The organism is Bradyrhizobium sp. 27S5, assembly GCF_037217225.1.
GTDB classification, from domain to species: domain Bacteria; phylum Pseudomonadota; class Alphaproteobacteria; order Rhizobiales; family Xanthobacteraceae; genus Bradyrhizobium; species Bradyrhizobium septentrionale.
Genome location: NZ_CP147714.1, coordinates 5993141 through 6017298, shown reverse-complemented (window position 1 = coordinate 6017298; position 24158 = coordinate 5993141). Strand labels below are relative to the sequence as shown.

Sequence of the window (24158 nt, the reverse complement as noted above, 5' to 3'; positions counted from 1 at the left end):
CGTCAATCATTCAACATTTGCAAAGAGCCTCCATGAACCAGCACCTGCAGCTTGAGCCCATTCCCTTCATCGACATCTCCGCGCAGCGCAAGCGGCTCGGCAAGTCGATCGATGACGCAGTCGCGCGCGTGCTTGATCATTGCCAGTTCATCAACGGACCGGAAGTGACTGCACTGGAGAAGGCACTGGCGGACTATAGCGGCGCCAAGCACGTGGTGAGCTGCGCCAGCGGCACCGACGCGCTGCTGATGGTGTTGATGGCGAAGAACGTCGGGCCGGGCGATGCGGTGCTGTGCCCGACCTTCACCTTCTGCGCGACCGGCGAGGTCGTGACGCTGACCGGCGCGACGCCGGTGTTCGTCGATGTCGACGAAGAGACCTTCAACATCGACGTCAACTCGCTCAAGCGCGGCATCGCGACGGCGCGGGCGCGCGGGCTGAAGCCGGTTGCCGTGATCCCGGTCGATCTGTTCGGCCAGAGCGCCGATCATGATGCGATCGCCGCGGTCGCCGAGGCCGAGGGCCTGTTCGTGCTCGATGACGCCGCGCAGGGCTTTGGCGCCACCTACAAGAACCGCAAGCTCGGCACCTTCGGGCTCGCGACCGGCACCAGCTTCTTCCCGGCCAAGCCGCTCGGCTGCTTCGGCGATGGTGGCGCGATCTTCACCGACGACGAGGAGCTCGCACGCACGCTGCGCAGCATCCGCGTGCACGGCCAGGGCTCGGACAAGTACGACAACGTGCGGCTCGGCCTCACCGCGCGGCTCGACACCATGCAGGCGGCGATCCTGCTCGAGAAGCTGAAGATCTTCGACGACGAGATCGCGGCGCGCAACAAGGTGGCGGAACGCTATACGCGTGCACTCGGCAACCTCGTCGCGGTGCCGCGGCTTGCTCCGGGCTGCACCTCGGTGTGGGCGCAATACACCATCCGTCTGTCCAACGGCATCGATCGCGACGCCTTCGCGGCCGCCTTGAAGGCGCAGGGCGTCCCGACCATGATCTACTATCCGAAGTCGGTCCACCAGCAGACGGCCTATAGCCACTTCCCGGTCGCGGACGGCGGCCTGCCGGTCAGCGAACGCCTGTCTAAGGACGTCATCGCCCTGCCGATGCACCCCTATCTCGACGAGGCGACGCAGGACCGCGTCATCGCGGCTGTGCGCAGCGCGCTACAGGCATGATCCCGAAAAGTGGTTTCCGGTTTTCGGGCTGGATCATGCCTAGATCGTTAACGTCCTGAATACGTCATTTTGACCTAGGGTGATGATGCGCTAGAAGCAGCGGATGCTTGGGCGCATCTTCACTGTCGGCGGCTATACCCTGCTATCGCGGGTGACCGGATTTGCGCGCGACATCATGCTCGCGGCGATCCTCGGTGCCGGGCCGGTCGCCGACGCCTTCTTCGTGGCGCTCAGGCTGCCCAATCATTTCCGCGCGATCTTTGCCGAAGGCGCCTTCAACGCCGCCTTCGTGCCCGCCTATGCCCATGTCCATGGCGAGCGCGGCGAAGCCTCGGCGCGGCTGTTCGCCGACCGCATCTTCACGCTGCTGTTTGCCTCGCAGGTGATTCTGCTGGTGGTGGCGATGGCGTTCATGCCGCAGGCGATGAGCATCCTCGCGCCGGGCTTCACCGAGGACGCGGCGCAGCGCAAGCTCGCGATCGAGCTGACGCGGATCACCTTTCCTTATCTGCTGCTGATCACGATGGTGACGCTCTACGGCGGCATGCTCAACGTGATGCATCGCTTCGCCAGCGCGGCCGCGGCGCCGATCTTCCTCAACCTCGCCATGATGATGACGCTGGCGCTGGCGGCGTTCTTTCCGAGCGCCGGCCATGCCGCGGCCTGGGGTGTGCTGATCTCGGGCTTCCTGCAATACTTCCTGCTCGCCGGCGACCTCGCGCGCCATGGCGGCCTGCCGCGGTTTGCGCCCTTGAGGCTCGACGAGGACGTCCGCGCCTTCTTCCGCGCACTGGGCCCGGCGACGCTGGGCTCGATGGGAACGCAGGTTGCGCTGTTCGCCGACACCATCATCGCGACCTTCCTGCCGGCCGGCGCGCTGTCGGCGCTGTATTATGCCGACCGCCTCAACCAATTGCCGATCGGCGTGATCGGGATCGCGATCGGCACCGTGCTGCTGCCGGAGATGTCGCGGCGGCTTTCCGCCGACGACCACGCCGGCGCCATGGCCGCGCAGCGCCGCGCCTTCGATTTCACGCTGCTGTTCTCGGTGCCGTTCGTGGCGGCGTTCCTGACCGTCGCCGATCCGATCATGCGCGCGATGTTCGCTCGCGGCGCGTTCTCGAAGGCCGATGCCGCAAGCGCCGGCGCCACGCTCGCGGCCTATGCCGTCGGGCTGATCCCGTTCGTGATGATCCGCAGCGCGGTCGCGACCTTCTATGCCCGCAAGGATACCGCAACGCCGGTGAAGGCGGCGCTGACCGGGGTCGCGGTCAACGTCGCGCTGAAGATCGCGCTGGTCGGCACGCTGGCGCAGGTCGGGCTCGCGCTCGCGACCGCGATCGGAGCCTGGGTCAATCTGCTGCTCGTTTTGATGTTCGCGATCCGCCGCGGCTATCTCGTGCTCGATCGCGCGCTGATCCGCTCGTTCGGCACCTTCGCGCTGTGCGGCCTCCTGCTCGCGCTTGCGCTGTGGCTGACCTGGCATTTCGCCTATGTATGGTTCGCGCCGATGCAGATCCTTCGCGACGAGCTGATCCTGCTGCTGCTGATTGCAGTCGGCATCTTCGTCTATGCCTTGCTGATCCTCACGCTGTTCGGCCGCGGCTGGCTGTTCGCACTGCGCCGCGTATAGCCTAGAGGCGATTTCGTTTTGGCTGTATCCGGCACGCCTCGCGCTCGATGCTGGCGGCCACCAGCGGCGCCTTGTCGGCGGCGACGGGCGGGGAGAAGACGAAGCCCTGCACCAGGTCGCAATCGAGCCCGCCGAGCACGTCCAGTTCGGCCGGCAGTTCGGCTCCCTCCGCGACCACCTTCATGCCCAGCCCGTGCGACAAAGCGATGATGCCGCCGAGCAGTTTGCGCTTCTCCGGCGCGGTGGAAATGCCATCGACGAAGGCGCGGTCCACCTTCAGCCAGTCGAAGGGCAGGCGCGTCAGATAGCCGAGCGAGGAATAGCCCGAGCCGAAATCGTCCAGCGCCAGCCGGATGCCGAGACCGGAGAGCGCCGTCAGCGTGCGACTGATCCGCTGCTCGGTATGATCCACGAACAGGCTTTCGGTGAGCTCCAGGCAGAGCAGCTCCGCCGGAAAGCCGGTCTCCGCCAGCACGGCCGAAACTGCCGTCTCGAAATCCACGTTCCAGATCTGCGCCGGCGAGACATTGACCGAGACAGAGCGCGGCGGCAGCCCGGCATCCAGCCAGGTGCGGCCCTGCCGGCAGGCCTCGCGCAGCACCCACAGGCCGAGATCGACGATGAGCCCGGAGCTTTCGGCGATGGGGATGAACTCCGCCGGTGAGATTGGCCCGCGCTCGGGATGGGTCCAGCGCAGCAGCGCCTCGAAGCCGGTGACGCGGCCGGTCCCCAAATCCACCTGCGGCTGATAATGGGCCTCGAGGGCGCCGGCCTCCACGGCGCGGCGCAGATGCCGGCCGAGATCGAGCCTTTGATCGACCGCCTGCGCATGGACCGGCTCGAACAGTTGCGCCCGGCCGCGCCCGGCCTCCTTGGCCATGTACAGCGCGAGGTCCGCATTGCGCACGGCGCTCTCCGCCGCTGCGCCATGCTCCGGCAGGCGGGTGATGCCGATGGTGGCGCCGACGAAGGCCTCGCCCTCGGTGAGATCGACGGGGCCGGACAGCTTGCCGATGAGCCGATCGGCAAGCCCGGTCAGCGCGGCGTCGGACATGCCGCATCCCTCCGCCAGCACGGCGAATTCGTCGCCGCCGAGCCGGGCGATGAAGGCGCGCGGCCCCAGGTCCTGCCGCAGCACAGCCGCCACCCGGATCAGCAATTCGTCGCCGGCGGCATGGCCGAGGGAGTCGTTGACCTCCTTGAAGCGATCGAGGTCGATGAGCAGCAGCGCGCCGCTGCGGCCTTCCAGGGTACAGCCCTCGATCAAGTCGGCGAGCCGACGCTTGAACAGCGCGCGATTGGCAAGGCCGGTCAAGGGGTCGGTGTAGGCGAGCTGCTCGAGCTGGCGCTCGGCCTCCTTGCGCTCGGTGACGTCCTGCACGGTGCCGATAATGCCGATGACCTTGTCGTGGGCGACCTCGGCCTTGCAGATCACCGCAAGATCGCGGGCCGTGCCGTCCGCGTGCAACATGCGCAGGTCGGTGGCCTCGGTCCTGCGGCTGCGTAGGACCCGTTTCTGCACCTCCCGGAAGCGGTCGGCGTCGCCGTCCAGGAAATAGGGCCTCATGTTCTCATTGGTCGGCTCGAACGCGTCGGGCTCGAAGCCGAGAAGCTGGTAGAGCTCGGGCGCCCAGACCGTGCGGCCGATGTCCAGCCGGTAGCTCCAGGTGCCGATCTTGCCGAGCCGGTGGGCTTCCTCCAGCGCCCGCGTGCGCTGGTCGAGCAGCGCCTTGGCCGCCCTGAGCTGGGTGATGTCGCTGGACGTGCCGCGATAGCCGAGAAAGCTGCCGTCATCGGCGAAGATGGGCTTGCCGCTGGTGCAGATGCTGACGCGCGACCCGTCCTGGCCGACCAGCGTATAGGTGAAGTCGCGAAAAGGGCGGTGGGCCTCCATGTCGGCCCGGTGCCGCGCCATGGCCTCTGCGTCCTCGGGCGCGTAAGCCAGTTCCCAGCGCGCCCTCCCGCCACTCGCAACGGTCTGGAAGGCCGCATTGCCGGCAAGCGACTTGGGATAGGGCAGCAGCCGATGGGCGGCGTCGCTCTCCCAGCACCAGTCCGAGGCGGTGCTGACGAAATCGGCCAGCCGTTGCTCGCTCTCCGCCAATCGGCGCAGCGCGGAGGTCTCCTCCGTGACGTCGCGGACAATGCCGGATACGCGCCGGACCTGACCGTGCGCGTCGAACTCTGGCTCGCCATGCACCACGCAGTCGAGCAGGCGGCCATCGGGTCTGAGGAGCGTCGTCTGCACCGCATAGGGCCGCCCGTCCGCCCAGCAGGCCGCGTAATGCGCCTCCAGAACCTTCCGGCTTTCAGGCAAATAGCGCTCGCGCACCGTGGCGATGGGGACGAAGCCGTCAGCCGTCTCGAATTCGTAGAAGGCGGCGAGCTCAGGCGATACCCAGAAATCGGTCGCGGCGGGACTCTCCGCTTCCCAGTAGCCCATGCGGGCCAACCTGATGGCACACCGCAACGACCGCTCTTCGTGCCAACGCCGACGCGCTATCCGCGTGGGGGCCTGCCCTTGCGACAATTTGCGAGCGGCCATCGGTCCCCAACCAAAATGCCAAACTACAATTACGCGGCAAACTCGTTAGCATATCGCGCGACAATCTTGCAGCGACGGCGGTCACAACCTGGGGTTCTTCCGGTTCTTTGGTGTAGTTTTTGTGAATCCTGCAACCGGCACCAAGTGTGCGGAAGAACCCAATCTGGATGAAACTCTTGTTGTCGCGGTTAAGTTCAGGTTGCTTTGGCAGTCGTCTCTATCCCCGCTGCTCCAGGAGATCCGTCAGGTCGGATTCTCTATCATCAGAAGTTTTCACCACGGCCGTTGCGAGAGATTCTGCATCTCTTGGTTTGGAGCCTCGTTCCGGTGGAGAGGCTCGGTATCCGCTTCGCTCCAAAACGCTCTGGTTTTGCGTTGTCAAATCAAATGCATAGGTGCCGGTTGTGTGATCGCGCCGCGTGCGGCGGAAAGCGGTTTGCGCTTCGCGGACAACCACGCCAATATGCATGCAAACAACCAAGGCAATTGGAGAGACGATGGCAGCTCCCATCAAGTTTGGCGTCGGACAAAGTGTGCGGCGCAAGGAGGATGACGCTCTGATTCGCGGCAAGGGCCGCTACACCGACGACGTCGCCCCGTCTCCCGCATTGCATGCGCTGATGCTGCGCTCGCCGCATGCGCACGCGACCTACACGATCGATGCCGGCAAGGCCCGCGGCATGCCCGGCGTGGCGCTGATCCTGACCGCAGCCGATGTCGCCGATCTCGGCGGCCTGCCGTGCCTGTTCAATCTCGAAACCGATCCGTTCACCGCGCCGCCTTATCCGATCCTGGCGAAGGACGAAGTGCGCCATGTCGGCGACGCCATCGCCTTTGTGGTCGCCGATACCGTCGATCATGCGCGTGACGCGATCGAGGCGATCGACGTCAAATGGACGCCGCTGCCGGCGGTGGCTGGCCTCGTCAACGCGGTGAAGAAGGGCGCGCCGCAGGTGTGGCCGGACAAGCCCGGCAATGTGCTGTTCGACGTCTCGATCGGCGACAAGAAGGCCGCGGAAGATGCTTTCGCCAAGGCGCATGCGGTGGCCGAGATCACCATCGTCAATCCGCGCGTCATCACCAATTTCATGGAGACGCGCGCCGCGGTCGCCGAATACGACGCGAGGAAGGATCATCTGACGCTGACGATCGGCAGCCAGGGCAGTCATCGCCTGCGCGAGATCCTCTGCGACATGATCCTGAAGATGCCGAAGGAAAACATGCGGGTGATCTGCCCCGATGTCGGCGGCGGCTTCGGCACCAAACTGTTTCCCTACCGCGAATATGCGCTGATCTCGGTCGCCGCCCGCCAGCTCAAGAAGACCATCAAATGGACCGCCGAGCGCTCCGACCATTTCATGGGCGACGCGCAGGGCCGCGACAATCTCACCACCGCGAAGATGGCGCTCGCCGAGGACGGCAAATTCCTCGGCATGGATGTCGACCTGATGGGCGACATGGGCGCCTATCTCTCGACCTTTGCGCCCTACATCCCGCATGGCGGCGCCGGCATGCTGCCGGGCCTCTATGACATCCAGGCCTTTCACTGCCGGGTCCGCACCGTGTTCACCAACACGGTACCGGTCGATGCCTATCGCGGCGCCGGCCGCCCGGAAGCCGCCTATGTCATCGAGCGGCTGGTCGATGCGGCCGCGCGAAAACTCGGCATGACGCCCGATGCCATCAGGCGGAAGAATTTCATTCCGCCGAAGTCGCTGCCCTACACGACCGCGACCGGCAAGGTCTACGACTCCGGCGACTTCGTCGCGCACATGAAGCGCGCGATGGAGATTGCCAACTGGAAGGAGTTTCCGAAGCGCGCCAAGGCGGCTAAGAAGGACGGCCTAGTGCGGGGCATCGGCATGGCGAGCTATGTCGAGGTCTGCGGCACCATGGGCGAGGAGACCGCCAATGTGGCGCTCGATCCCAATGGCGATATCTCGATCCTGATCGGCACGCAGTCGAGCGGGCAGGGTCACCAGACCGCCTATGCGCAGATCGTCGCCGAGCAGTTCGGCGTGCCGCCCGAGCGCGTCCACGTGCTGCAGGGCGACACCGACAAGATCGCGACCGGCCTCGGTACCGGCGGCTCGGCATCGATCCCGTCGGGCGGCGTCAGCGTGCAGCGGGCGACGCACGACCTCGGCAACAAGCTGAAGGAGCTCGCGGCACAGGCGCTGGAAGCCGGCACCGGCGACCTCGAGATTGCTGATGGCCGCATCCGCATCGCCGGCACCGACCGCTCGGTCAGCTTTGCCGATCTGGCCAGGCGTCCCGGCGGCGATTCCTCGAAGATGAACGCCAGCGCGACGTTCGCCAGCGCCGACGGCACCTATCCGAACGGCACGCATCTCGCCGAGGTCGAGATCGATCCGGCCACCGGCATCATCAAGATCGTCAGCTACGTCATCGTCGACGATTTCGGTGTCACGCTCAATCCGCTGATGCTTGCGGGACAGGTTCATGGCGGCGCGATGCAGGGCATCGGGCAGGCGCTGATGGAGCAGGCGGTCTACAGCCCGGCCGACGGTCAGCTCGTCACCGGCACGTTCATGGATTATGCGCTGCCGCGCGCCTCCGACGGTCCGTCCTTCGTGTTCGAGACCCATAACGTGCCCTGCACGACCAACCCGCTTGGCGTGAAGGGCGCAGGCGAGGCGGGCGCGATCGGCTCGTGCCCGGCGGTCGTCAACGCGATCCTCGAGGGGCTGCATCGTGAATACGGAATCGACCACATCGACATGCCGGCCACGCCGGAGCGGGTCTGGATCGCGATCCGCGAGGCGCAGCGCCGGCATAATCTCTGATAAATTGTCGCAGGCGGAATGAGGATTCCGCCTGCGGTGTTTGCAAACCAGGCCGGCCGCACACCGCGGACCGGGACAGAGCAGGATTGAGGGGTTTTGCCGATGAAGCGGATTGTCGTCGTTGCTGCGGTGCTTGCGTTAAGTGCGGGTGCGGTCGTGGCCCAGCAGGACCAGGTCAACAAGACCCAGGCCCAGATGAAGGAAACCGGCAAAAACGCCGGCGCGATCGCCGCGATGATCAAGGGCGAGAAGCCCTACGACCAGGCAACCGTCGATGCCGCGCTGGCGAGGTTCGAAGACACCGCCAAGAAGCTTCCGACGCTGTTCCCTGAGAGCACCAAGGGCCTCAAGCCGGAGGGCGACTACTCCGCCTCGCCGAAGATCTGGGAAGACAAGGCCGGATTCGAATCCCACATTGCGAGCTTCACCAAGGTCGTCGCCGACACCAAAGGCAAGGTCAAGGATGTCGACACACTGAAGGCGGAGATGCCGGGGCTGTTCAAGCAGTGCGGCGGCTGCCACGAGACCTATCGCCTCAAGAAGGGCTGATCGTCGTTCGGTCAATCAAAAGGGCGGACGCTTTGAGGCGTCCGCCCTTTTTTGTGCCGGCCGCTTCTTGTTGTGGTTGCTTCGTCAGAGACTACTTGGTGACCTGGCCGCGGATCTCGCCGCCCGGGTTGGCCGCGGTGTGGACGTTGACATAGTACTTGCCCGCGAGGAGATCGGCGGCCTGCGCGTCGGTCAGTGTTGCGCTGCCTTCGACCGGGCTCGACGTCGCGTTCGGGATCGCGACCGCGACGCCGGCATTCTTGCCGGCCTCGGCGGGGCCGTGGAAGTGCGCGGCAGTGGCGGGGCCCGAGAGACCGGAATAGGTCAGCTTCCAGCTGAGCTTCTTGCTCGCGGCGTCGTAGTCGATATCGGCGGTGCCGGTGCCGGCAGTGGTGGTGCCGGCACTTCCGCCTTGCCGTCCAGCTTCGCTGTCAGCTTTTCGGCGAAGGCCGGGCCGGCGAGGGCGATGGCGGCGCCGAGCGTCAGCGCGGCAAGCAAGGTCTTGTTGGACATGGTTCTCTCCCCTTTGACGTCACACGATGGTTGCAGTCTTCAAACAGCGGCTTTTCGGATTTATTCCCAAATTGATCGTGCCTGCGGCAAATTTGATGCGAGCTTGTGCGACGGGTTGCCATCATACTGGTTGAGAGGCTGAAGCGACCAATGACGGATCGGTGAATGTTGCGACGAATTCTTCTCCTGGCCGTCCTGGCCGGCTTAATCGGCTTCGGCGTGTTCTGGTGGCTGACGATCCCCGCGACCGTTGCCGCAAGCGCGCTGCCCGCCTACCAGCCCAACCTGGCCAACGGCCTCACAACGTTCAATGCGGGGGGATGTTCCTCCTGCCACGCCGTGCCGAAGCAGGACGACCGCACCAGGCTCGGTGGCGGGCTTGCGATACCGTCGCCGTTCGGTACCTTCTATGCGCCGAACATCTCGCCCGATCCGAACGACGGCATCGGCCGCTGGAGCGAGGCGGATTTCGTCACCGCGGTGATGAAGGGCACCTCGCCATCGGGGGCGCACTATTTCCCGGCGTTTCCCTACACGTCCTATCAATACGCCAAGCTCAATGACGTGCGTGACCTGTTTGCCTATCTGAAGACCTTGCCGCCGGTTGCCGGCAAGGTGCGCGATCACGATTTGCCGTTTCCCTTCAACATCAGGCGCAATGTCGGCGTCTGGAAATTCCTGTTCATGAACGGCCAGCCGTTCATCGCGGACCCCAGCCGTTCGGCGCAGTGGTATCGCGGCGCCTATCTCGTCAACAGCTTTGGCCATTGCGCCGAGTGCCACAGCCCGCGGAATTTCCTCGGCGGCATCATCAGCGCGCAACGCTTCGCCGGCGGCCCGAATCCGGAGGGCGAGGGCTGGGTGCCCAACATCACGCCGAGGGGGCTGTCGGACTGGAGCGCGAAGGATGTCGCCTATTTCCTCGAGAGCGGGCAGACGCCGGACGGCGATAGCGCCGGCGGATCGATGGTGCGCGTGATCCGCAACACCTCGCAGCTCTCGCCGAACGATCGCGACGCAATCGCCGAATACATCAAGTCGCTGCCGCCGGTCGAGGGACCGCCGAAACCGGTGAAGAAGCCCGCGAAGGATTCCTGAGAGGTTTGCTCAGAGCGTGATCCATGTCGTCAGGCGCTTTCACCTGGCTTGGTCATGCCCGGGAGATTTAGCGGGAAGACCCGCTTCGCGAATCTGCCCGGCCATGACGAAAGTGGAGTCGAAGTCTACTTCGCGCCGAACGCCTTGAAGGTGATGATGGTGAGGGTGTCCTGGATGCCCGGGATCACCTGAACCTTCTCGTTGATGAAATGGCCGATGTCGGTGTCGTGGTCGACGTAGAACTTGACCAGCAGATCGTAATTGCCCGCGGTGGAGTAGATCTCGGAGGCAATCTCGGCTTCCGCCAGCGCGTTGGCGACGGTGTAGGACTGGCCGAGCTTGCATTTGATCTGGACGAAGAAAGGAACCATCAAAGTCGTCTCCGGGGGATTTTCGCGACTATAGGCCCAAAACGGGCCGCCAAGGCAAGGCCAACTCAAGGCCAACTCGCGGTAAAGTCAGGCGAACTTGCTGCCGATGGGCGGCCGGGCTAGGACAGGCCATGGTCTTGATCGTAACGGTCTCATTCGTATCAACCGCCGGTGCTGCGAGATGACGCCGGTCGCGCTCACCATTGCCGGCTCGGATTCCTCGGGCGGGGCGGGCATCCAGGCCGACCTCAAGAGCTTTGCCGCGCTCGGCGTTTTCGGGGCCTCCGCGATCACGGCGCTGACCGCGCAGAACACCAGGGGCGTCAGCGGCATCCATCCGGTGCCTGCGGCGTTCGTCACGGCCCAGATCGATGCTGTGTTCTCCGACCTCGACGTCGGCGCGGTCAAGATCGGCATGGTGGCGCAGGCCGAGACAATCGCTGCGATTGCCGACGGGCTGAAGCGCTGGGCACCGCGCCACATTGTGCTCGATCCGGTGATGGTCGCAACCTCGGGCGATCGGCTGCTCGCGGCCGAGGCCGTCGATGCGCTGAGGACCATGCTGTTTCCGCTGGCATCGCTGATCACGCCGAACCTGCCGGAAGCCGCGGCGCTGTTGAACGAGCCGATCGCGTCGAGCGAGGCCGACGTCGCGCGGCAGGGCAGGCAATTGCTGGCGATGGGATGCCGCGCGGTGCTGGTCAAGGGCGGCCACGGGCATGGCGCCGAGAGCATCGACTATCTGATCGATGGCGAGCGCAGCATCGCACTGGCGGCGCCGCGCATCGCCACATCCAACACGCATGGCACCGGCTGCTCGCTGTCGTCGGCGATCGCTGCGGGGCTCGCGAAGGGCGAGGCGATGGAGAGCGCGGTGCGCAACGCCAAGGCGTGGATCACGGACGCCATCGCCGCCGCCGATCGCTTCGCCGTCGGCCACGGCCACGGGCCGGTGCATCACTTCCACAAATATTACTGAGGCTTCGTAGCTTCGTAGCCCGGATGAAGCCAACGGGTCGCGCGAATGCGCGCCCGATGACAGGCTCCGCGAAATCCGGGACCAACTCGTCCGCGGATATAAGACCCCGGATTGCGCTTCGCTTCATCCGGGCACGCATTCATCGATTCTTCGACTGCACGCTTTGTTCCACCGCGATATGCGAGCAACACGCCGCCTGTTCCGCACAGCCGCGACCGTCCATGTCGCCAGATTGTCGCACGCCGCTGTTATCCGCAAGGAAGGGGCGTGCTGCTGATTCTCGTTAACTGTTAGTGAGGCCTTGGGTCACGGGGGTCGTCATCGCCTTGTCACAGCAATCTGTTAGGTGCACAGGCATGGGAAGTGACTCCTTGAGTGAAGAAAGTCCCGAGCGGCACTTTCGCACTTTGTTTATCTCCGATGTCCATCTCGGAGCCCGCGGTTCGCAAGCAGACCGCCTGCTGGACTTCCTCCGCTCTCACGATGCCGACACGATCTACCTCGTTGGTGATATCGTCGACGGCTGGGCGCTGAAGTCGAACTGGTACTGGCCGCAGACCCATAACGATTTCGTGCAGAAAATGCTGCGCAAGGCGCGCAAGGGCGCCAAGGTGATCTACGTCCCGGGCAACCACGACGAGTTCCTGCGCAAATATTACGGCACGCATTTCGGCGGCATCGATGTGGTGGAGAACACCGTTCACACCGGCGCCGACGGCAAGCGCTACCTCGTGATCCACGGCGACATCTTCGATCTCGTGGTGCAGAACGCGCGCTGGCTCGCCCATCTCGGCGACAAGGCCTACGACTTCGCGATCCAGATGAATCGCTTCGTCAACTTCTTCCGCAAGATGTTCGGCGTGCCGTACTGGTCGCTGTCGCAATGGGCCAAGCTGAAGGTCAAGAAGGCGGTGAACTATATCGGCGCGTTCGAGGCGACGCTTGCCGGCGAGGCGCGGCGCCACGGCTGCGACGGCGTGATCTGCGGCCATATCCACTACGCGACGATTCATGACGAGCACGGCATCCGCTACATGAATTGCGGCGACTGGGTGGAGAGTTGCACCGCGCTCGCCGAGCACGAAGACGGCCATTTCGAGATCATCACCTGGACCGATCCGGTGCGCCGGATTGCGCCGGTTCCGCGAGTGACGGCACGCGCTGCATGACGCATATCCTGGTCGCGACCGATGCGTGGCATCCCCAGGTCAACGGGGTTGTCCGCACGCTGACCATGATGGCGCAGGCGGCGAAATCGCTCGGTGTCGAGGTGAGCTTCCTGACGCCGGACGAGTTCCGTACCTTTGCGATGCCGAGCTATCGCGATCTCAGGCTGGCGCTGCCGTATCAGGCCAAGGTCGCCAGCCTGATCGAGGCGGCGAGGCCCGACAGCATCCATATCGCGACCGAAGGCCCGATCGGGCTTGCGGTTCGCCGCTATTGCCGCAAGCGCGGCCTGCCGTTCACGACGAGCTTCCACACCCGCTTCCCCGAATATGTCTCGGCACGGACGCCTGTCCCCGAAGCCTGGGTGTGGCGTGCGCTGCGCTGGTTCCACAGGCCGAGCCGGGCGGTGATGGCGGCGACCTCGGCCTTGGCGGCCGAGCTGCGCCAACGCGGCTTCCGCAACGTGGTGCTGTGGTCGCGCGGCGTCGATACCGCGCTTTTCCATCCGCGCGACGTCGATCTCTGCCTGCCGCAGCCGGTCTATCTCAGCGTCGGCCGGGTGGCAGTGGAGAAGAATCTTGAGGCGTTCCTCGATCTCGATCTGCCCGGCACCAAGATCGTGGTCGGCGACGGCCCGGCGCGGGCGGCGCTGGAGCGAAAATACCCTGAAACCGTCTTCCTCGGCGCCCGCCACGGCGAGGAACTGGCGGAAATCTACGCCGCCGCCGATGTGTTCGTGTTCCCGAGCCGGACCGACACGTTCGGCCTGGTGCTGCTCGAGGCGCTGGCGAGCGGCCTGCCGGTTGCCGCTTTTCCGGTCACCGGCCCCCGCGACGTGATCGGCGCGGCGCCGGTTGGCGTGCTCGACGACGATCTGCACCACGCCTGCCTGGAGGCGCTCGGCATCTCGCGCCAGGCCTGCGTCGATTTCGCCGCGCTCCATACCTGGCAGGCGTCGGCCCGGGTGTTCATCGACCGCTGCATGAACGTCCGCCCCGCGGCACCCGACGGCGAGGGGCAAGCGCTCGAATTCGGCGCCGAAGAGCACCATTTCGCCGTCCTGCCGGCCCCCATCCCACGTCACGCTGAACGATCTCACGCGTCTTTGTTTTGACGCGTTTTCTTCACGCGAACCGGTACCGACTTCGCTCGAAAACGCTATAAAGCGTCTTGCCGGGCCGCGTCCCCCCGCGATACAAATCGTGGATGACGGACACCACTCTCAATCCACCCGTCGCTGCCGCGGACATCGATGCCGCGGCAAGGGTGGTCGCGCCGTTCGCGGTGCGAACGCCGCTCCTGACCTTCCCCGTTCTCAACGAACGCGTCGGCAGCCAGGTCTTCCTCAAGCCCGAAATGCTGCAGCGGACCGGATCGTTCAAGTTCCGCGGCGCCTTCAACAAGCTCGCCTCGATTCCGCAGGACAAGCGCAGCGGCGGCGTCGTCGCGTTCTCGTCGGGCAACCATGCCCAGGGTGTCGCCGCGGCGGCCAAGATTCTCAACATGCAGGCGACCATCGTGATGCCCGCGGACTCGCCGCTCACCAAGCGCGAGCGGACCAAATCCTATGGCGCCGAGGTCGTGCTCTACGATCGCGATCGCGACGACCGCGAGGCGATCGCCAACGGCATCGCCAGCAAGCGCGGCGCGACCCTGGTGCGTCCCTATGACGATCCCTTCGTGATCGCAGGCCAGGGCACCGCCGGCCGCGAGATCGCCGAGGACATGGCGGCGCTCGGGCTTGTGCCGGATATCGTGGTCGCGCCGGCCTCGGGCGGCGGCTTGATTGCCGGCGTTGCCACCGCGGTGAAGGCGAAATATCCGCAGGCCCAGGTGATCGTCGCCGAGCCCGCGGGCTATGACGATCACGCGCTGTCGCTCAAGGTCGGGCATCGCGAGGCGCATCCGGTCGCGGCGCGCACCATCTGCGATGCGCTGATGGCGATGATGCCGGGCGAACTGACCTTCGCCATCAACAGCAAGCTGCTCGCAAATGGCGTCAGCGTCTCCGATGATGAGGTCGGCGCCGCGGTGGCCTTTGCCTATCGCGAGCTGAAGCTCGTGGTCGAGCCCGGCGGCGCGGTCGGGCTTGCCGCGCTCCTGGCCGGGCGGATCGACGTCAAGGGCAAGAACGTCGTCATCGTGCTCTCGGGCGGCAATGTCGACGCCGATCTGTTCGCGAAGCTCGTCGCCTGAGACCAGCGTGGCTTGGAAGGAGCGGGGGAGGACGGTTTATCGCTCTCTCCCGTGTCGTTCCGCAGAAATCTATTCTGCCGCCGAGCGCCAGCGCCTCTGCTTCTCGCGGTTGCCACAGTTCTTCATGCTGCACCACTGCCGCCGGTGCGCCTTGCTGGTATCTATAAAGTAGACTTCACAGTCGGCCGCGCCACACTTGTGGATGCGGCTGTGGTCCGCGGATAGAAGCAGATCCTCTATCGCCAAGGCGCAGGCATGCACGGGTATCTCCGGGGAGGTGGGCAACCTCCAGCCGGATATGATGGCGCTTGATGCTCCGGTTGCGGTGAACGCTCTGGCGGCGTGTGCCCGGCGGACTTCCACGGCAATCGCGTCCAGATCGTTCTGCGGAACGGATAGCGCATCGTGGATTGAGCCAACGATTGTGTACAGGTGTTCCCTCAATTCGCGAGCGCGCCGTATGACGCGTGTGCAAGCGGGCCCACCGAGCGATCGCAACCGCTTCGCCGCGGAAGGCTCGATAAGCCCGGCCAGCTCAGTGAAACTCACCAAAGCGCCGTAGGCGGTCAGAGTCTCGATCGGTGCGTCGGAGGGCCGCTCGTCCAGCGTGTTGACGAGGTCCAGGGCGGGATGACCTCCGCTCCAGTCGAATGGGTTGGTTGGTCCGGTCATCCCCGACCTTGCCTGCGATGCGATCATAACCCATAATACACGTTATAAAGGTTATGTACCATTGCGGCGTCCAAGGTGACCACAGGCAATGTCGAGCCAACGCGACGCCAGGCAATACCTTCAAGGTGCGCTTTGCGGTCTCGCGGCCGTCAGCATCTGGTCGGGGTGGATCGTCGTGGCGCGCCTTGGCCTTCGGACCAGCCTCACACCCTGGGATATCGCGGCGTTGCGCTTCGGCGTCGCCGGGATGCTGCTGTTGCCCTACCTGGTCAAGAACGGACTGGCATTCGATCGTCTCGGCTGGTTCGGACTGGCGGCCATTGTGCTTGGCGGCGCGGGGCCGGTCTTTTTCGCCAACTCCGGACTTCTGTTCGCTCCGGCAGCGCATGCGGGCGCTCTGTTTCCGGGTGTGATGCCGTTGATGGTCGCGCTGCTTGCGGCGGCGCTCTTGAAGGAGGTGTTCACGACGGTGAAGAAGATCGGCTTCGCCCTCATTCTGCCGGGTGTGCTCGTCATCGCGTGGGGCTCCGGCGGTGAGTTGGGATCGCTGCAGAATGTCGGTCACGGGCTGTTTCTCTGCGCCGCACTGGCGTGGGCCTGCTACACGGTCGCTCTGCGAAAGGCTCGTCTGGATGGATTGCATGCCGCGGCCATATCCGCCGTCGGCGCCATGATCCTGTATCTGCCTGTCTTCACGTTGTTGCCTGGAACAACACTTGCGGCAGCACCGTGGGGCGACGTGGCGCTGCAGGCTGTGGTGCAGGGCGTGTTCACCGCGATCATCTCCCTGCTTCTTTATGGACGAGCCGTCAGCATCCTCGGCGCCTCGAGCGGCGCCGCCTTCGCGGCGCTCTGCCCGGCCATGACGGCGCTATTGGGAATTCCGGTCCTCGGCGAATGGCCTGGACCGTTTGACTGGGGGGCGATCGGTCTGATCTCAGCGGGCGTCTATATCGTTAGCGGCGGTCCAATTCCGCGATTTGCAACGTGGACCACGCCCCGAATCAACACCTGAAGCCGTGACCTCTACCCATGGCCATCGGCGGTACGTGAGTTGGGTCACGCTTCGCGGGTGACCAATGTGAGAAAAATGCTCGCGCACGAGGTGCGAATACGCCGCGCTTACGAAAAGAACGCGATCCTCTCGGCCTGGCTCATGCGGCGGATAGGCGCGAGCGGATCGTTGGCCGCGACGCTTGGCCTTTTCAGGAGACCGCTGGCGATGATGGTCGAGCCAAGCGAGATCTCTCTTGCAGGTTCGGCGGCAGCCTCAACGGCGGGCGGGAGAGGCGGCGCCACGACCGGGGCTTCGGCAACCGGCGCTGCGGCCACCGGCGGCGGCTCGACCCTGACCTCGATCTTCGGCTCGGGCGCCGCCGCGAGCTCGGCCTGAGCCAATGGTGCAGCCATTTCGGGTTCAGCCATTTGGGGCTCGGCAGCCATCGCCTCGGCGACGCGCATCTCCTCGGCGGCGCGCATTTCCTCGGCGATCGCCTCTTCGTCGATCGGATCGGGCGCGCCCATTTCCATCGCGATGAGATCGAGCATCGCTTCGTCCTGGGCGTCGGCGGCCGCATCGTTGGCGACGCGGGCGAGCTCTGCGGCCTCTGCTTCGGCCAGCGCGGTCTCGGCCGTGATCCAGGCTTCGCTCGGCAGCGGCGTGACGGCCATCGCAGCTTCGGCGGGCGGCGTTGCAGCGGCCTCCTGAGGCGGCGCTGGCGGCGTGGTAACCGCGGCGTCGGCGGCAGCGCTCTCGGTCACCTGTGGCGGTGAGGGCGCGGCCGCAGGCGGTTCCGCAACCGGAGCCTCGGCCACATCAGGTTCGGCCGCAGGGGGCGCCGCCTTGTCCGGATCGAACTCGCCGAGCCGGCGGGCCAGCGCCGCGAAGGCGGCATCCAGCACGGCCTTGGCGTCGTCCATCGAAACCTCAGCGGCGCCGGCCTCGATCGCGCTGGCCTGCGAATCGATGATGTCGCAGATCCGGCCGTCATTGCCGATCTCGCGCAGCCGCCAGGAGATTTCCCTGATCACCCGCACGCCCTTGCGCACCGGCGCGAGGTTTTGCTCGAAGCTGACGCCGTCGAGCGCTGTGATGGCGGAGACCTGCGCGGCCTCGATCGCGCCGCGCAGGGCGGCCAGCGCCTGTGCCAGCTGCTCGTCCCGGATGGCGTCCGCGGCCGCCTGCCGCTGCGCGCTGAGGCTTTCCTCGATCCGCGCCACCGCATCGAGCACCATGCTTGTGTCGGCGTTGCGGTTGCGCTTGGCATATTCGCCGAGGAACCAGCGGCCCCGCGAGGTCTCCATGAAGGCCGCGCTGATCGCGGCATAGTCCTCCTCGCTCGGCAGGGCCGCGCGGGCGGATATCGGCGACAGGGCGAATGCTTCTTCGGCCATCACAATCTCTTCGCGCAAATCACTGCGCGTTACGCTAACGATCATCACGATATCGCGCGAATCGCAATTGAATTGATGTCTTCCGAATCACAAATCCCCATTGCAGCAAAGCTTGCATCGCGGCGATTCGCTGTCAGCCTTGCGGCATTCTATGCCACGCTGTTCGGCATGACCGGGGTTCACCTGCCGTTTTTCACGGTGTGGCTGAAGGTGATCGGCATCGATGCCACCTGGATCGGCATCATCACGGCGGTGCCGCCGGTGACGCGCTTCACCGTGCTGCCGCTGGTCACAGCAGTGGCGGAACGGCGCCAGATGCTGCGCGGCGCGATCATCGCCACCGGCTTCGCCACGGTGTGCGGCTTTGCCGTGATCGGCACCCAGCATCAGCCGTTCGTGCTGCTCGCGGTCTATGCGCTGACCTGCTGCGTCTGGACGCCGATGGTGCCGCTGACCGACGCCTATGCGCTGCGCGGCGTCAGGCAATTCGGTCTCAGCTACGGGCCGCTGCGGCTCTGGGGCTCGGCGGCCTTCGCGGTCTGCGCGCTGGTCAGCGGGTTCTTGCTCCGCTACGTCGCGGAGGTCGATCTGATCTGGATCATCACGGCGGTGACCGTGCTCGGGGCGCTGGTCGGGCTGACATTGCGACCGCTCGGCCGTCCCGCGGCCGCCGCGGCGCCCGTGGCCGGCGCGCCAAAACTGCTGCGCAATCCGACCTTCCTCGCCATCATCGTGTCCTCGGCGCTGATCCAGGGCAGCCATGGCGCCTATTACATCTTCGCATCGATCGCCTGGCAGCAGGCCGGGTTCAGCGGCCTGACCATCGCCTGTCTCTGGGTGCTCGGCGTGATCGCCGAGATCGTGCTGTTTGCGCTCTCGCCGCGCTTCACGCTGCCGTCGGCGGTGCTGGTGATGATCGCGGCCGCCAGCGCCATGGCGCGCTGGGCGATCACCGCGCAGGACCCGCCGCTTGCGGTGCTGGCGGTGGTCCAGCTCGGACACGGGCTGAGCTTCGGTCTGACCCAGGTCGGCATCATGGGCCTGATGGTGCATCACGTGCCGGTTCACGTGATGGCGCGGGCACAAGGTTATCTCACCGCTTGCGCCGGCATCGTCGCGAGCACGACTGCGATCGTCAGCGGATTGGTCTATGCGCGCATCGGGCTCGGCGTCTACGACATGATGGCTGTGATGGCGGCTCTGGGCGGGCTCGTGATGTGGTTCGCGCGGAAGCGACTAGTCCACTAGAGCGGGATGACTCTTCTTCGAATCGTCATCCCGCTCTAGCTCTTTGATTTGAGCATGATCTTTTCGGAAAACCGCTACACACTTTTCCGGATCATGCTCTAGCCCCAGAGCGCGGCGTCCGGCGGGTAGACCAGGCTGCCCTCGTAGCGCAGCCCGTTGTCGCGGTCCTTCGCCAGCAGCAGCGGGCCATCGAGATCGACGAAGCGCGCGGCTTGCGCGATCAGCATCGCCGGTGCCATCGCAAGCGAGGTCGCGACCATGCAGCCGATCATGATCTCGAAGCCGAGCGCGCTCGCGGCATCCGCCATCGCGAGCGCCTCGGTCAGCCCGCCGGTCTTGTCGAGCTTGATGTTGACGGCGTCATAGCGGCCGCGCAGGCCCGCAAGCGAAGCGCGGTCATGTACGCTTTCGTCGGCGCAGACCGCAACCGGGCGCTTGATCCGCGCCAGCGATTCGTCCTTGCCCGCTGGCAGCGGCTGCTCGATCAGCGTGACGCCGGCATCGGCGCAGGCCGCGAGGTTGGCGGCGAGGTTATCGTCGGTCCAGGCTTCATTGGCGTCGACGATCAGTTCGGATGCCGGCGCCGCTTTGCGCACGGCGGCGATCCGTGCGCCGTCGCCTTCGCCGCCGAGCTTGATCTTGAGCAGCGCACGGTGTGCGGCCTTGGCAGTGGCTTCCGCCATCGCCTCCGGCGTTCCGAGCGAGATCGTATAGGCGGTGGTGCGGGGCTCCGGCGCCGGCCGTCCGAGCAGGTTCCAGATGCGCTGACCGCTGAGCCTGGCCTCGAGGTCCGCCAGCGCGCAATCCAGCGCATTGCGGGCAGCGCCTGATGGCATCCGGGCCTGCAGGGCAATCCGGTCGATACCGCCGGCGAGCGGTTCCTGCATCGCCTGGATCGCTTGCAGCGTCGCCTCAGGCGTTTCGCCATAGCGCGGGTAGGGCACGCATTCGCCGCGGCCAATGACGCCGCCCTGGCTCACCTCGGCCACCGCGACGACGGCCTCGGTCTTGGCGCCGCGGCTGATCGTAAACGTCCCGGCGATCGGCCAGCGCTCGATCCCCACGTTAAGGGAAATAGCTCGGGATGGGGTGGAAGTCATTTTAAAGTCTACTATTTCCTGAACCGTAGCTTGCGACGCGCAACCAACTATGGCTGGTTAGTGGCAGATTCGACAAGCCGATCCGGCAAGCCGCCGGAGATCTGCGTGAGCGGCGGCCAGCCGGCTTCAAGGGGTAGGCAAAAGGTGAGCGGCGACCCGACACTGGAGCGGATAGCCCAAGGCGAAGGACTGGCGTTGTGCGCGGCGGGCAACTGGACCGCCCGCTTTGCCCCTGCGCTCGAGCGGATCGTCTCCGACGCCGAGAAGCTGCGCGGCAGCCGCCCGCACATCTTCATCGACGTGTCGCAGGTCGCGAGCCTCGACACGTTCGGCGCCTGGCTGATCGAGCGGCTGCGCCGCAGCCTCAGCAACGCCAGCGCCGAAGCCGAGATCGCGGGCCTCTCCGCCAACTATTCCAGCCTGGTCGACGAGGTCCGCCGCGTCGGCGCAGCGCCCAAGGTCGTGAGCGACCCGCTCTCGATATCAGGCATGCTCGAGCAGATCGGGCGCACCGTGGCCGGCATCGGCGGTACCATCATCGGCCTCATCGACATGCTCGGTGCGGTGATTGCCGCAGCCGGCAATGTGCTGATCCATCCGCGCAGCTTCCGCCTGACCTCGACCGTGCATCACCTCGAGCAGGTGTGCTGGCGCGCGGTGCCGATTGTGGTGCTGATCACCTTCCTGATCGGCTGCATCATCTCGCAGCAGGGCATCTTCCATTTCCGCAGGTTCGGCGCCGACATCTTCGTCGTCGACATGCTAGGCGTGCTGGTGCTGCGCGAGATCGGCGTGCTGCTGGTCGCGATCATGGTCGCGGGCCGCTCCGGCTCGGCCTATACCGCCGAGCTCGGCTCGATGAAGATGCGCGAGGAGATCGACGCGCTGCGCACCATGGGCTTCGATCCGATCGAGGTATTGATCCTGCCGCGCATGCTGGCGCTGGTGCTGGCACTGCCGATCCTGGCCTTCCTCGGCGCGATGGCCGCGCTCTATGGCGGCGGCCTCGTGGCCTGGCTCTATGGCGGCGTCGATCCGGAAGCCTTCCTGCTCCGCCTTCGTGATGCCATATCGATCGACCATTTCATCGTCGGCATGGTCAAGGCGCCGGTGATGGCGGCGGTGATCGGCATCGTCGCCTGCGTCGAGGGGCTGGCGGTGCAGGGCTCGGCGGAGTCGCTCGGTCAGCACACCACCGCCTCGGTGGTGAAAGGGATCTTCTTCGTGATCGTGATGGACGGCGTGTTCGCGATCTTCTTCGCCTCGATCGGGATGTGATCATGGCCGAGCAGGACGACGACGCCATCATCCGGGTCCGCGACATCACGGTGCAGTTCGGCAAGACGCGCGTGCTCGACGGCCTCGACCTCGACGTCAAGCGCGGCGAGATCCTCGGCTTCGTCGGTCCGTCGGGCGCCGGCAAATCGGTGCTGACGCGCACCATCATTGGCCTGGTGCCAAAGGTCTCCGGCCGCATCGAAGTGTTCGGCGTCGATCTCGATGCCGCGAGTTCGGCGCAGCGCCGAGCCGTCGAGCGGCGCTGGGGCATCTTGTTCCAGCAAGGCGCGCTGTTCTCTTCGCTTACGGTGCGCCAGAACATCCAGTTTCCGGCGCGCGAATATCTGCGCGTCTCGCAGCGGCTGCTCGACGAGATCATGGTGGCGAAACTGGTGATGGTCGGGCTGAAGCCCGAGGTCGCCGATCGCTATCCGTCGGAATTGTCCGGCGGCATGATCAAACGCGTCGCGCTGGCGCGTGCACTCGCACTCGATCCTGAACTGGTGTTTCTCGACGAGCCGACGTCGGGCCTCGATCCGATCGGCGCCGGCGATTTCGACGAGCTGGTGCGCACCCTGCAGCGCACTTTGGGGCTGACCGTTTTCATGGTAACCCACGACCTCGACAGTCTTTACACCGCGTGCGACCGTATCGCCGTGTTAGGGAACGGTAAGATCATTGCTGCAGGATCGATCGCCGACATGAAGGCATCGCAGCATCCATGGCTGCAGCAATATTTCAACGGCAAGCGCGCCCGTGCCGTTGTGGCCTAGCCCATGATCCCGAAGCAAGGAGACCGGTTTTCGGACGAGATCATGCGCCAACAGGGAATTCGACGGGCTCGAGCGCAGGCTGACTGCGCGAGAGCTCAGGAGTGATTGATGGAAACGCGGGCGAACTACGTCTTGATCGGGGCTTTCACGCTGGCGGTGATCGCCGCCGCGTTCGGCTTCGTGCTGTGGTTCCAGAGCCTGCACACCACCAAGCAGCGCAGCCCCCTGCGGGTGATCTTCGAGGGGCCGGCATCGGGCCTGCGCAATGGCGGCAATGTCAATTTTAACGGTATCCGGATAGGGGAAGTGGTCTCGGTGAAGCTCGACAACCCGCGGCGCGTGGTCGCGCTGGCGATGATCGAGAACAACGCGCCGCTCCGCAAGGACACCCTGGTCGGTCTCGAATTCCAGGGCCTCACCGGCGTCGCCGCGATCTCACTGAAGGGCGGCGAGGAGGCCGCTCCGCCGGTGCCGCTCGACGAGGACGGCATCCCGGTTCTGACCGCCGACCCCAATGCGCTGCAGGACGTCACCGAGGCGATCCGCGCCACCCTGCAAAACGTCAACCGCATCGTCGCCGACAATCAGCAGTCGGTGAAGAATTCGCTGAAGAATCTCGAGGTCTTCACCCAGGCGCTGGCGCGCAATTCCGAGAAGATCGACAACGTCATGCTCAAGGTCGACGGCGTGATGGGCAAGGCCGACAGTCTGATGCTGGGCCTCAATGCGATCGCGGGCGGCAACAGCGGCAGCGAGCTGAACCTGATGGTGAAGTCGATCCGCGAACTCGCCGAGGATCTCGACAAGCGCTCCACCGCCCTGATCACCGACGGCCGCCGCACGCTCTCCGACATCAGCCGCGCCGTGAACAATTTCGACCGCAACCCGAGCCGGGTGATCTTCGGCGGCAGCAACAACGCCGCACCCGAGCCCGCGCCGGCTCCGGCCGCAGCACCCGGACCGCGACGGCGGCAGTAGGCGAGGCGGGTCTCCTCTCGGTTCCGACGAGGGGCGCACCTTTCATCGGGGCGGTGACTGTGTCGGTTCACCTGCCTCAGGAACGAAGCGGTTATAGCCGGGACTGATGTCCGTCCGCTCCGAGCGGATCGTCAACGTGCGAATGTGGTGGGCATTGGATGCGCCGTTGATGAGACCCGGTGTCCCCGACCATTCGCGGCCGAATGTATTGCGGGGCTGCTGGGGCTCCAGCCTGACGGGCATCGTTCGAACGACATGCGCATCGGCCGCGGGTTTGCTTGTCTGCTGTATTGTTGACAACTCGCGGCCAGCAGCGTCGCGTTGTTCGTCAGGCAGCTTTGGCCGTACCGTCAACACGTGAAGGCGGTTCGATTTTGGAAGCGCCTTCGATGGATCGCCAAGATCATCGGCCGACTGGGGCGTTACTCTGATGGTCCGGATTTTGGATGGCTCCATCGGATCCGCCATCGCAACCGCGGCCAACCCGATTGTCCCGAGCACCGTCAACGCGACGATGGAGTGCCGGTGTGCGCGATGCGATGGCAACATCTGAACCCTCTCAGCCGTGTTCTGGCGCGGTTGCCAGGATGATTCCGGAGGACTTGAAGGACCTTGGTTGAAGAGTTGGGCTAAAGACTTTGGGTTGAGCTCTCGTTCTCCCGCAATCCTATTC

20 protein-coding genes and 1 pseudogene are annotated in these 24158 nt (G+C 65.3%); 14 read left to right on the top strand and 7 right to left on the bottom strand.

The genetic code is table 11. The features are described from left to right. Window positions 1–32: 32 nt before the first annotated feature. A complete protein-coding gene (locus WDM24_RS28515; protein ID WP_338828153.1) occupies window positions 33–1184 on the top strand; it encodes a DegT/DnrJ/EryC1/StrS family aminotransferase in 1152 nt (383 codons plus the stop codon). Between the two features lie 103 nt (window positions 1185–1287). After that, window positions 1288–2817 (top strand): murein biosynthesis integral membrane protein MurJ, encoded by a 1530-nt coding sequence (murJ, locus tag WDM24_RS28510; RefSeq protein WP_338828152.1) that lies wholly within the window; start codon window positions 1288–1290, stop codon window positions 2815–2817. 1 nt (window position 2818) lies between these two features. On the opposite strand, the gene WDM24_RS28505 is transcribed toward murJ, so the two are convergent. After that, complete coding sequence (locus tag WDM24_RS28505) at window positions 2819–5260, bottom strand: EAL domain-containing protein (RefSeq protein ID WP_338828151.1); 2442 nt, start codon at window positions 5258–5260, stop codon at window positions 2819–2821. A gap of 599 nt (window positions 5261–5859) precedes the next feature. On the opposite strand from WDM24_RS28505, the gene WDM24_RS28500 reads away from it, so the two are divergent. Beyond that, complete coding sequence (locus WDM24_RS28500; protein WP_338828150.1) at window positions 5860–8169, top strand: xanthine dehydrogenase family protein molybdopterin-binding subunit; 2310 nt, start codon at window positions 5860–5862, stop codon at window positions 8167–8169. 102 nt (window positions 8170–8271) lie between these two features. Further along, window positions 8272–8718, top strand: a complete 447-nt coding sequence (locus WDM24_RS28495; RefSeq protein WP_338828148.1) for a cytochrome c — start codon at window positions 8272–8274, stop codon at window positions 8716–8718. A 91-nt stretch (window positions 8719–8809) separates the two neighbouring features. On the opposite strand, the pseudogene WDM24_RS28490 reads toward WDM24_RS28495, so the two are convergent. Then, window positions 8810–9231 (bottom strand): annotated as a pseudogene (locus WDM24_RS28490) (CHRD domain-containing protein). A 165-nt stretch (window positions 9232–9396) separates the two neighbouring features. Here WDM24_RS28490 and WDM24_RS28485 point away from each other — a divergent pair. Continuing rightward, window positions 9397–10329: a c-type cytochrome gene (locus WDM24_RS28485; protein WP_166305874.1), complete on the top strand. Its 933-nt coding sequence runs from the start codon at window positions 9397–9399 to the stop codon at window positions 10327–10329. Window positions 10330–10454: 125 nt separating this feature from the next. On the opposite strand, the gene WDM24_RS28480 is transcribed toward WDM24_RS28485, so the two are convergent. Further along, the gene (locus WDM24_RS28480) at window positions 10455–10700 is read right to left on the bottom strand and encodes an Lrp/AsnC ligand binding domain-containing protein (RefSeq protein WP_016845986.1); all 246 of its coding nucleotides are present in this window, start codon (window positions 10698–10700) and stop codon (window positions 10455–10457) included. Between the two features lie 181 nt (window positions 10701–10881). Between WDM24_RS28480 and thiD the strand changes: the two genes are divergently transcribed. From thiD to WDM24_RS28460, 4 genes are all read left to right on the top strand, one after another. After that, entirely contained in the window at window positions 10882–11679 is a 798-nt protein-coding gene (thiD, locus tag WDM24_RS28475) for a bifunctional hydroxymethylpyrimidine kinase/phosphomethylpyrimidine kinase (protein ID WP_338828147.1), read from the top strand. Between the two features lie 356 nt (window positions 11680–12035). Further along, window positions 12036–12848: a UDP-2,3-diacylglucosamine diphosphatase gene (locus WDM24_RS28470; protein WP_026193024.1), complete on the top strand. Its 813-nt coding sequence runs from the start codon at window positions 12036–12038 to the stop codon at window positions 12846–12848. After that, window positions 12845–13960: a glycosyltransferase family 1 protein gene (locus WDM24_RS28465; protein ID WP_338828145.1), complete on the top strand. Its 1116-nt coding sequence runs from the start codon at window positions 12845–12847 to the stop codon at window positions 13958–13960. The genes WDM24_RS28470 and WDM24_RS28465 overlap by 4 nt, the downstream gene beginning before the upstream one ends. 92 nt (window positions 13961–14052) lie before the next feature. Beyond that, entirely contained in the window at window positions 14053–15042 is a 990-nt protein-coding gene (locus tag WDM24_RS28460; protein WP_338828143.1) for a threonine/serine dehydratase, read from the top strand. Between the two features lie 69 nt (window positions 15043–15111). On the opposite strand, the gene WDM24_RS28455 is transcribed toward WDM24_RS28460, so the two are convergent. Further along, window positions 15112–15714 carry a CGNR zinc finger domain-containing protein gene (locus WDM24_RS28455; protein WP_338828142.1) on the bottom strand — a complete coding sequence of 201 codons (603 nt, stop codon included), beginning with the start codon at window positions 15712–15714 and terminating at the stop codon, window positions 15112–15114. Window positions 15715–15889: 175 nt separating this feature from the next. Here WDM24_RS28455 and WDM24_RS28450 point away from each other — a divergent pair, with 175 nt between their 5' ends. Further along, entirely contained in the window at window positions 15890–16729 is an 840-nt protein-coding gene (locus tag WDM24_RS28450; protein WP_338828141.1) for a DMT family transporter, read from the top strand. A 107-nt stretch (window positions 16730–16836) separates the two neighbouring features. On the opposite strand, the gene WDM24_RS28445 is transcribed toward WDM24_RS28450, so the two are convergent. Further along, a complete protein-coding gene (locus tag WDM24_RS28445) occupies window positions 16837–18108 on the bottom strand; it encodes a hypothetical protein (protein WP_338828139.1) in 1272 nt (423 codons plus the stop codon). Between the two features lie 75 nt (window positions 18109–18183). On the opposite strand from WDM24_RS28445, the gene WDM24_RS28440 reads away from it, so the two are divergent. Beyond that, window positions 18184–19356 carry an MFS transporter gene (locus tag WDM24_RS28440; RefSeq protein ID WP_338828137.1) on the top strand — a complete coding sequence of 391 codons (1173 nt, stop codon included), beginning with the start codon at window positions 18184–18186 and terminating at the stop codon, window positions 19354–19356. Between the two features lie 98 nt (window positions 19357–19454). Here WDM24_RS28440 and dgcA read toward each other — a convergent pair whose 3' ends face one another. Next, the gene (gene dgcA, locus WDM24_RS28435; protein ID WP_338828135.1) at window positions 19455–20456 is read right to left on the bottom strand and encodes an N-acetyl-D-Glu racemase DgcA; all 1002 of its coding nucleotides are present in this window, start codon (window positions 20454–20456) and stop codon (window positions 19455–19457) included. 144 nt (window positions 20457–20600) lie between these two features. Here dgcA and WDM24_RS28430 point away from each other — a divergent pair, with 144 nt between their 5' ends. The 3 genes from WDM24_RS28430 (at window position 20601) to WDM24_RS28420 (ending at window position 23485) form a co-directional block, all read left to right on the top strand. Further along, window positions 20601–21734: an MlaE family ABC transporter permease gene (locus WDM24_RS28430; RefSeq protein ID WP_166305901.1), complete on the top strand. Its 1134-nt coding sequence runs from the start codon at window positions 20601–20603 to the stop codon at window positions 21732–21734. Between the two features lie 2 nt (window positions 21735–21736). Next, a complete protein-coding gene (locus tag WDM24_RS28425) occupies window positions 21737–22507 on the top strand; it encodes an ABC transporter ATP-binding protein (protein ID WP_166305904.1) in 771 nt (256 codons plus the stop codon). Between the two features lie 108 nt (window positions 22508–22615). After that, window positions 22616–23485, top strand: a complete 870-nt coding sequence (locus tag WDM24_RS28420; RefSeq protein WP_029085341.1) for an MlaD family protein — start codon at window positions 22616–22618, stop codon at window positions 23483–23485. A gap of 42 nt (window positions 23486–23527) precedes the next feature. Here the strand turns inward: WDM24_RS28420 and WDM24_RS28415 are convergent, their stop codons facing one another. After that, entirely contained in the window at window positions 23528–24034 is a 507-nt protein-coding gene (locus WDM24_RS28415; protein WP_338828133.1) for a hypothetical protein, read from the bottom strand. Between the last annotated feature and the right edge of the window lie 124 nt (window positions 24035–24158).

Bases quoted from the DNA above. Each gene is read 5' to 3' on its own strand.
- WDM24_RS28515 (WP_338828153.1), top strand. From the start codon at position 33: ATGAACCAGCACCTGCAGCTTGAGCCCATTCCCTTCATCGACATCTCC.
- murJ (WP_338828152.1), top strand. From the start codon at position 1,288: ATGCTTGGGCGCATCTTCACTGTCGGCGGCTATACCCTGCTATCGCGG.
- WDM24_RS28505 (WP_338828151.1), bottom strand. From the start codon at position 5,260: ATGGGCTACTGGGAAGCGGAGAGTCCCGCCGCGACCGATTTCTGGGTA.
- WDM24_RS28500 (WP_338828150.1), top strand. From the start codon at position 5,860: ATGGCAGCTCCCATCAAGTTTGGCGTCGGACAAAGTGTGCGGCGCAAG.
- WDM24_RS28495 (WP_338828148.1), top strand. From the start codon at position 8,272: ATGAAGCGGATTGTCGTCGTTGCTGCGGTGCTTGCGTTAAGTGCGGGT.
- WDM24_RS28485 (WP_166305874.1), top strand. From the start codon at position 9,397: ATGTTGCGACGAATTCTTCTCCTGGCCGTCCTGGCCGGCTTAATCGGC.
- WDM24_RS28480 (WP_016845986.1), bottom strand. From the start codon at position 10,700: ATGGTTCCTTTCTTCGTCCAGATCAAATGCAAGCTCGGCCAGTCCTAC.
- thiD (WP_338828147.1), top strand. From the start codon at position 10,882: ATGACGCCGGTCGCGCTCACCATTGCCGGCTCGGATTCCTCGGGCGGG.
- WDM24_RS28470 (WP_026193024.1), top strand. From the start codon at position 12,036: ATGGGAAGTGACTCCTTGAGTGAAGAAAGTCCCGAGCGGCACTTTCGC.
- WDM24_RS28465 (WP_338828145.1), top strand. From the start codon at position 12,845: ATGACGCATATCCTGGTCGCGACCGATGCGTGGCATCCCCAGGTCAAC.
- WDM24_RS28460 (WP_338828143.1), top strand. From the start codon at position 14,053: ATGACGGACACCACTCTCAATCCACCCGTCGCTGCCGCGGACATCGAT.
- WDM24_RS28455 (WP_338828142.1), bottom strand. From the start codon at position 15,714: ATGACCGGACCAACCAACCCATTCGACTGGAGCGGAGGTCATCCCGCC.
- WDM24_RS28445 (WP_338828139.1), bottom strand. From the start codon at position 18,108: ATGGCCGAAGAAGCATTCGCCCTGTCGCCGATATCCGCCCGCGCGGCC.
- WDM24_RS28440 (WP_338828137.1), top strand. From the start codon at position 18,184: ATGTCTTCCGAATCACAAATCCCCATTGCAGCAAAGCTTGCATCGCGG.
- dgcA (WP_338828135.1), bottom strand. From the start codon at position 20,456: ATGACTTCCACCCCATCCCGAGCTATTTCCCTTAACGTGGGGATCGAG.
- WDM24_RS28425 (WP_166305904.1), top strand. From the start codon at position 21,737: ATGGCCGAGCAGGACGACGACGCCATCATCCGGGTCCGCGACATCACG.
- WDM24_RS28420 (WP_029085341.1), top strand. From the start codon at position 22,616: ATGGAAACGCGGGCGAACTACGTCTTGATCGGGGCTTTCACGCTGGCG.
- WDM24_RS28415 (WP_338828133.1), bottom strand. From the start codon at position 24,034: ATGTTGCCATCGCATCGCGCACACCGGCACTCCATCGTCGCGTTGACG.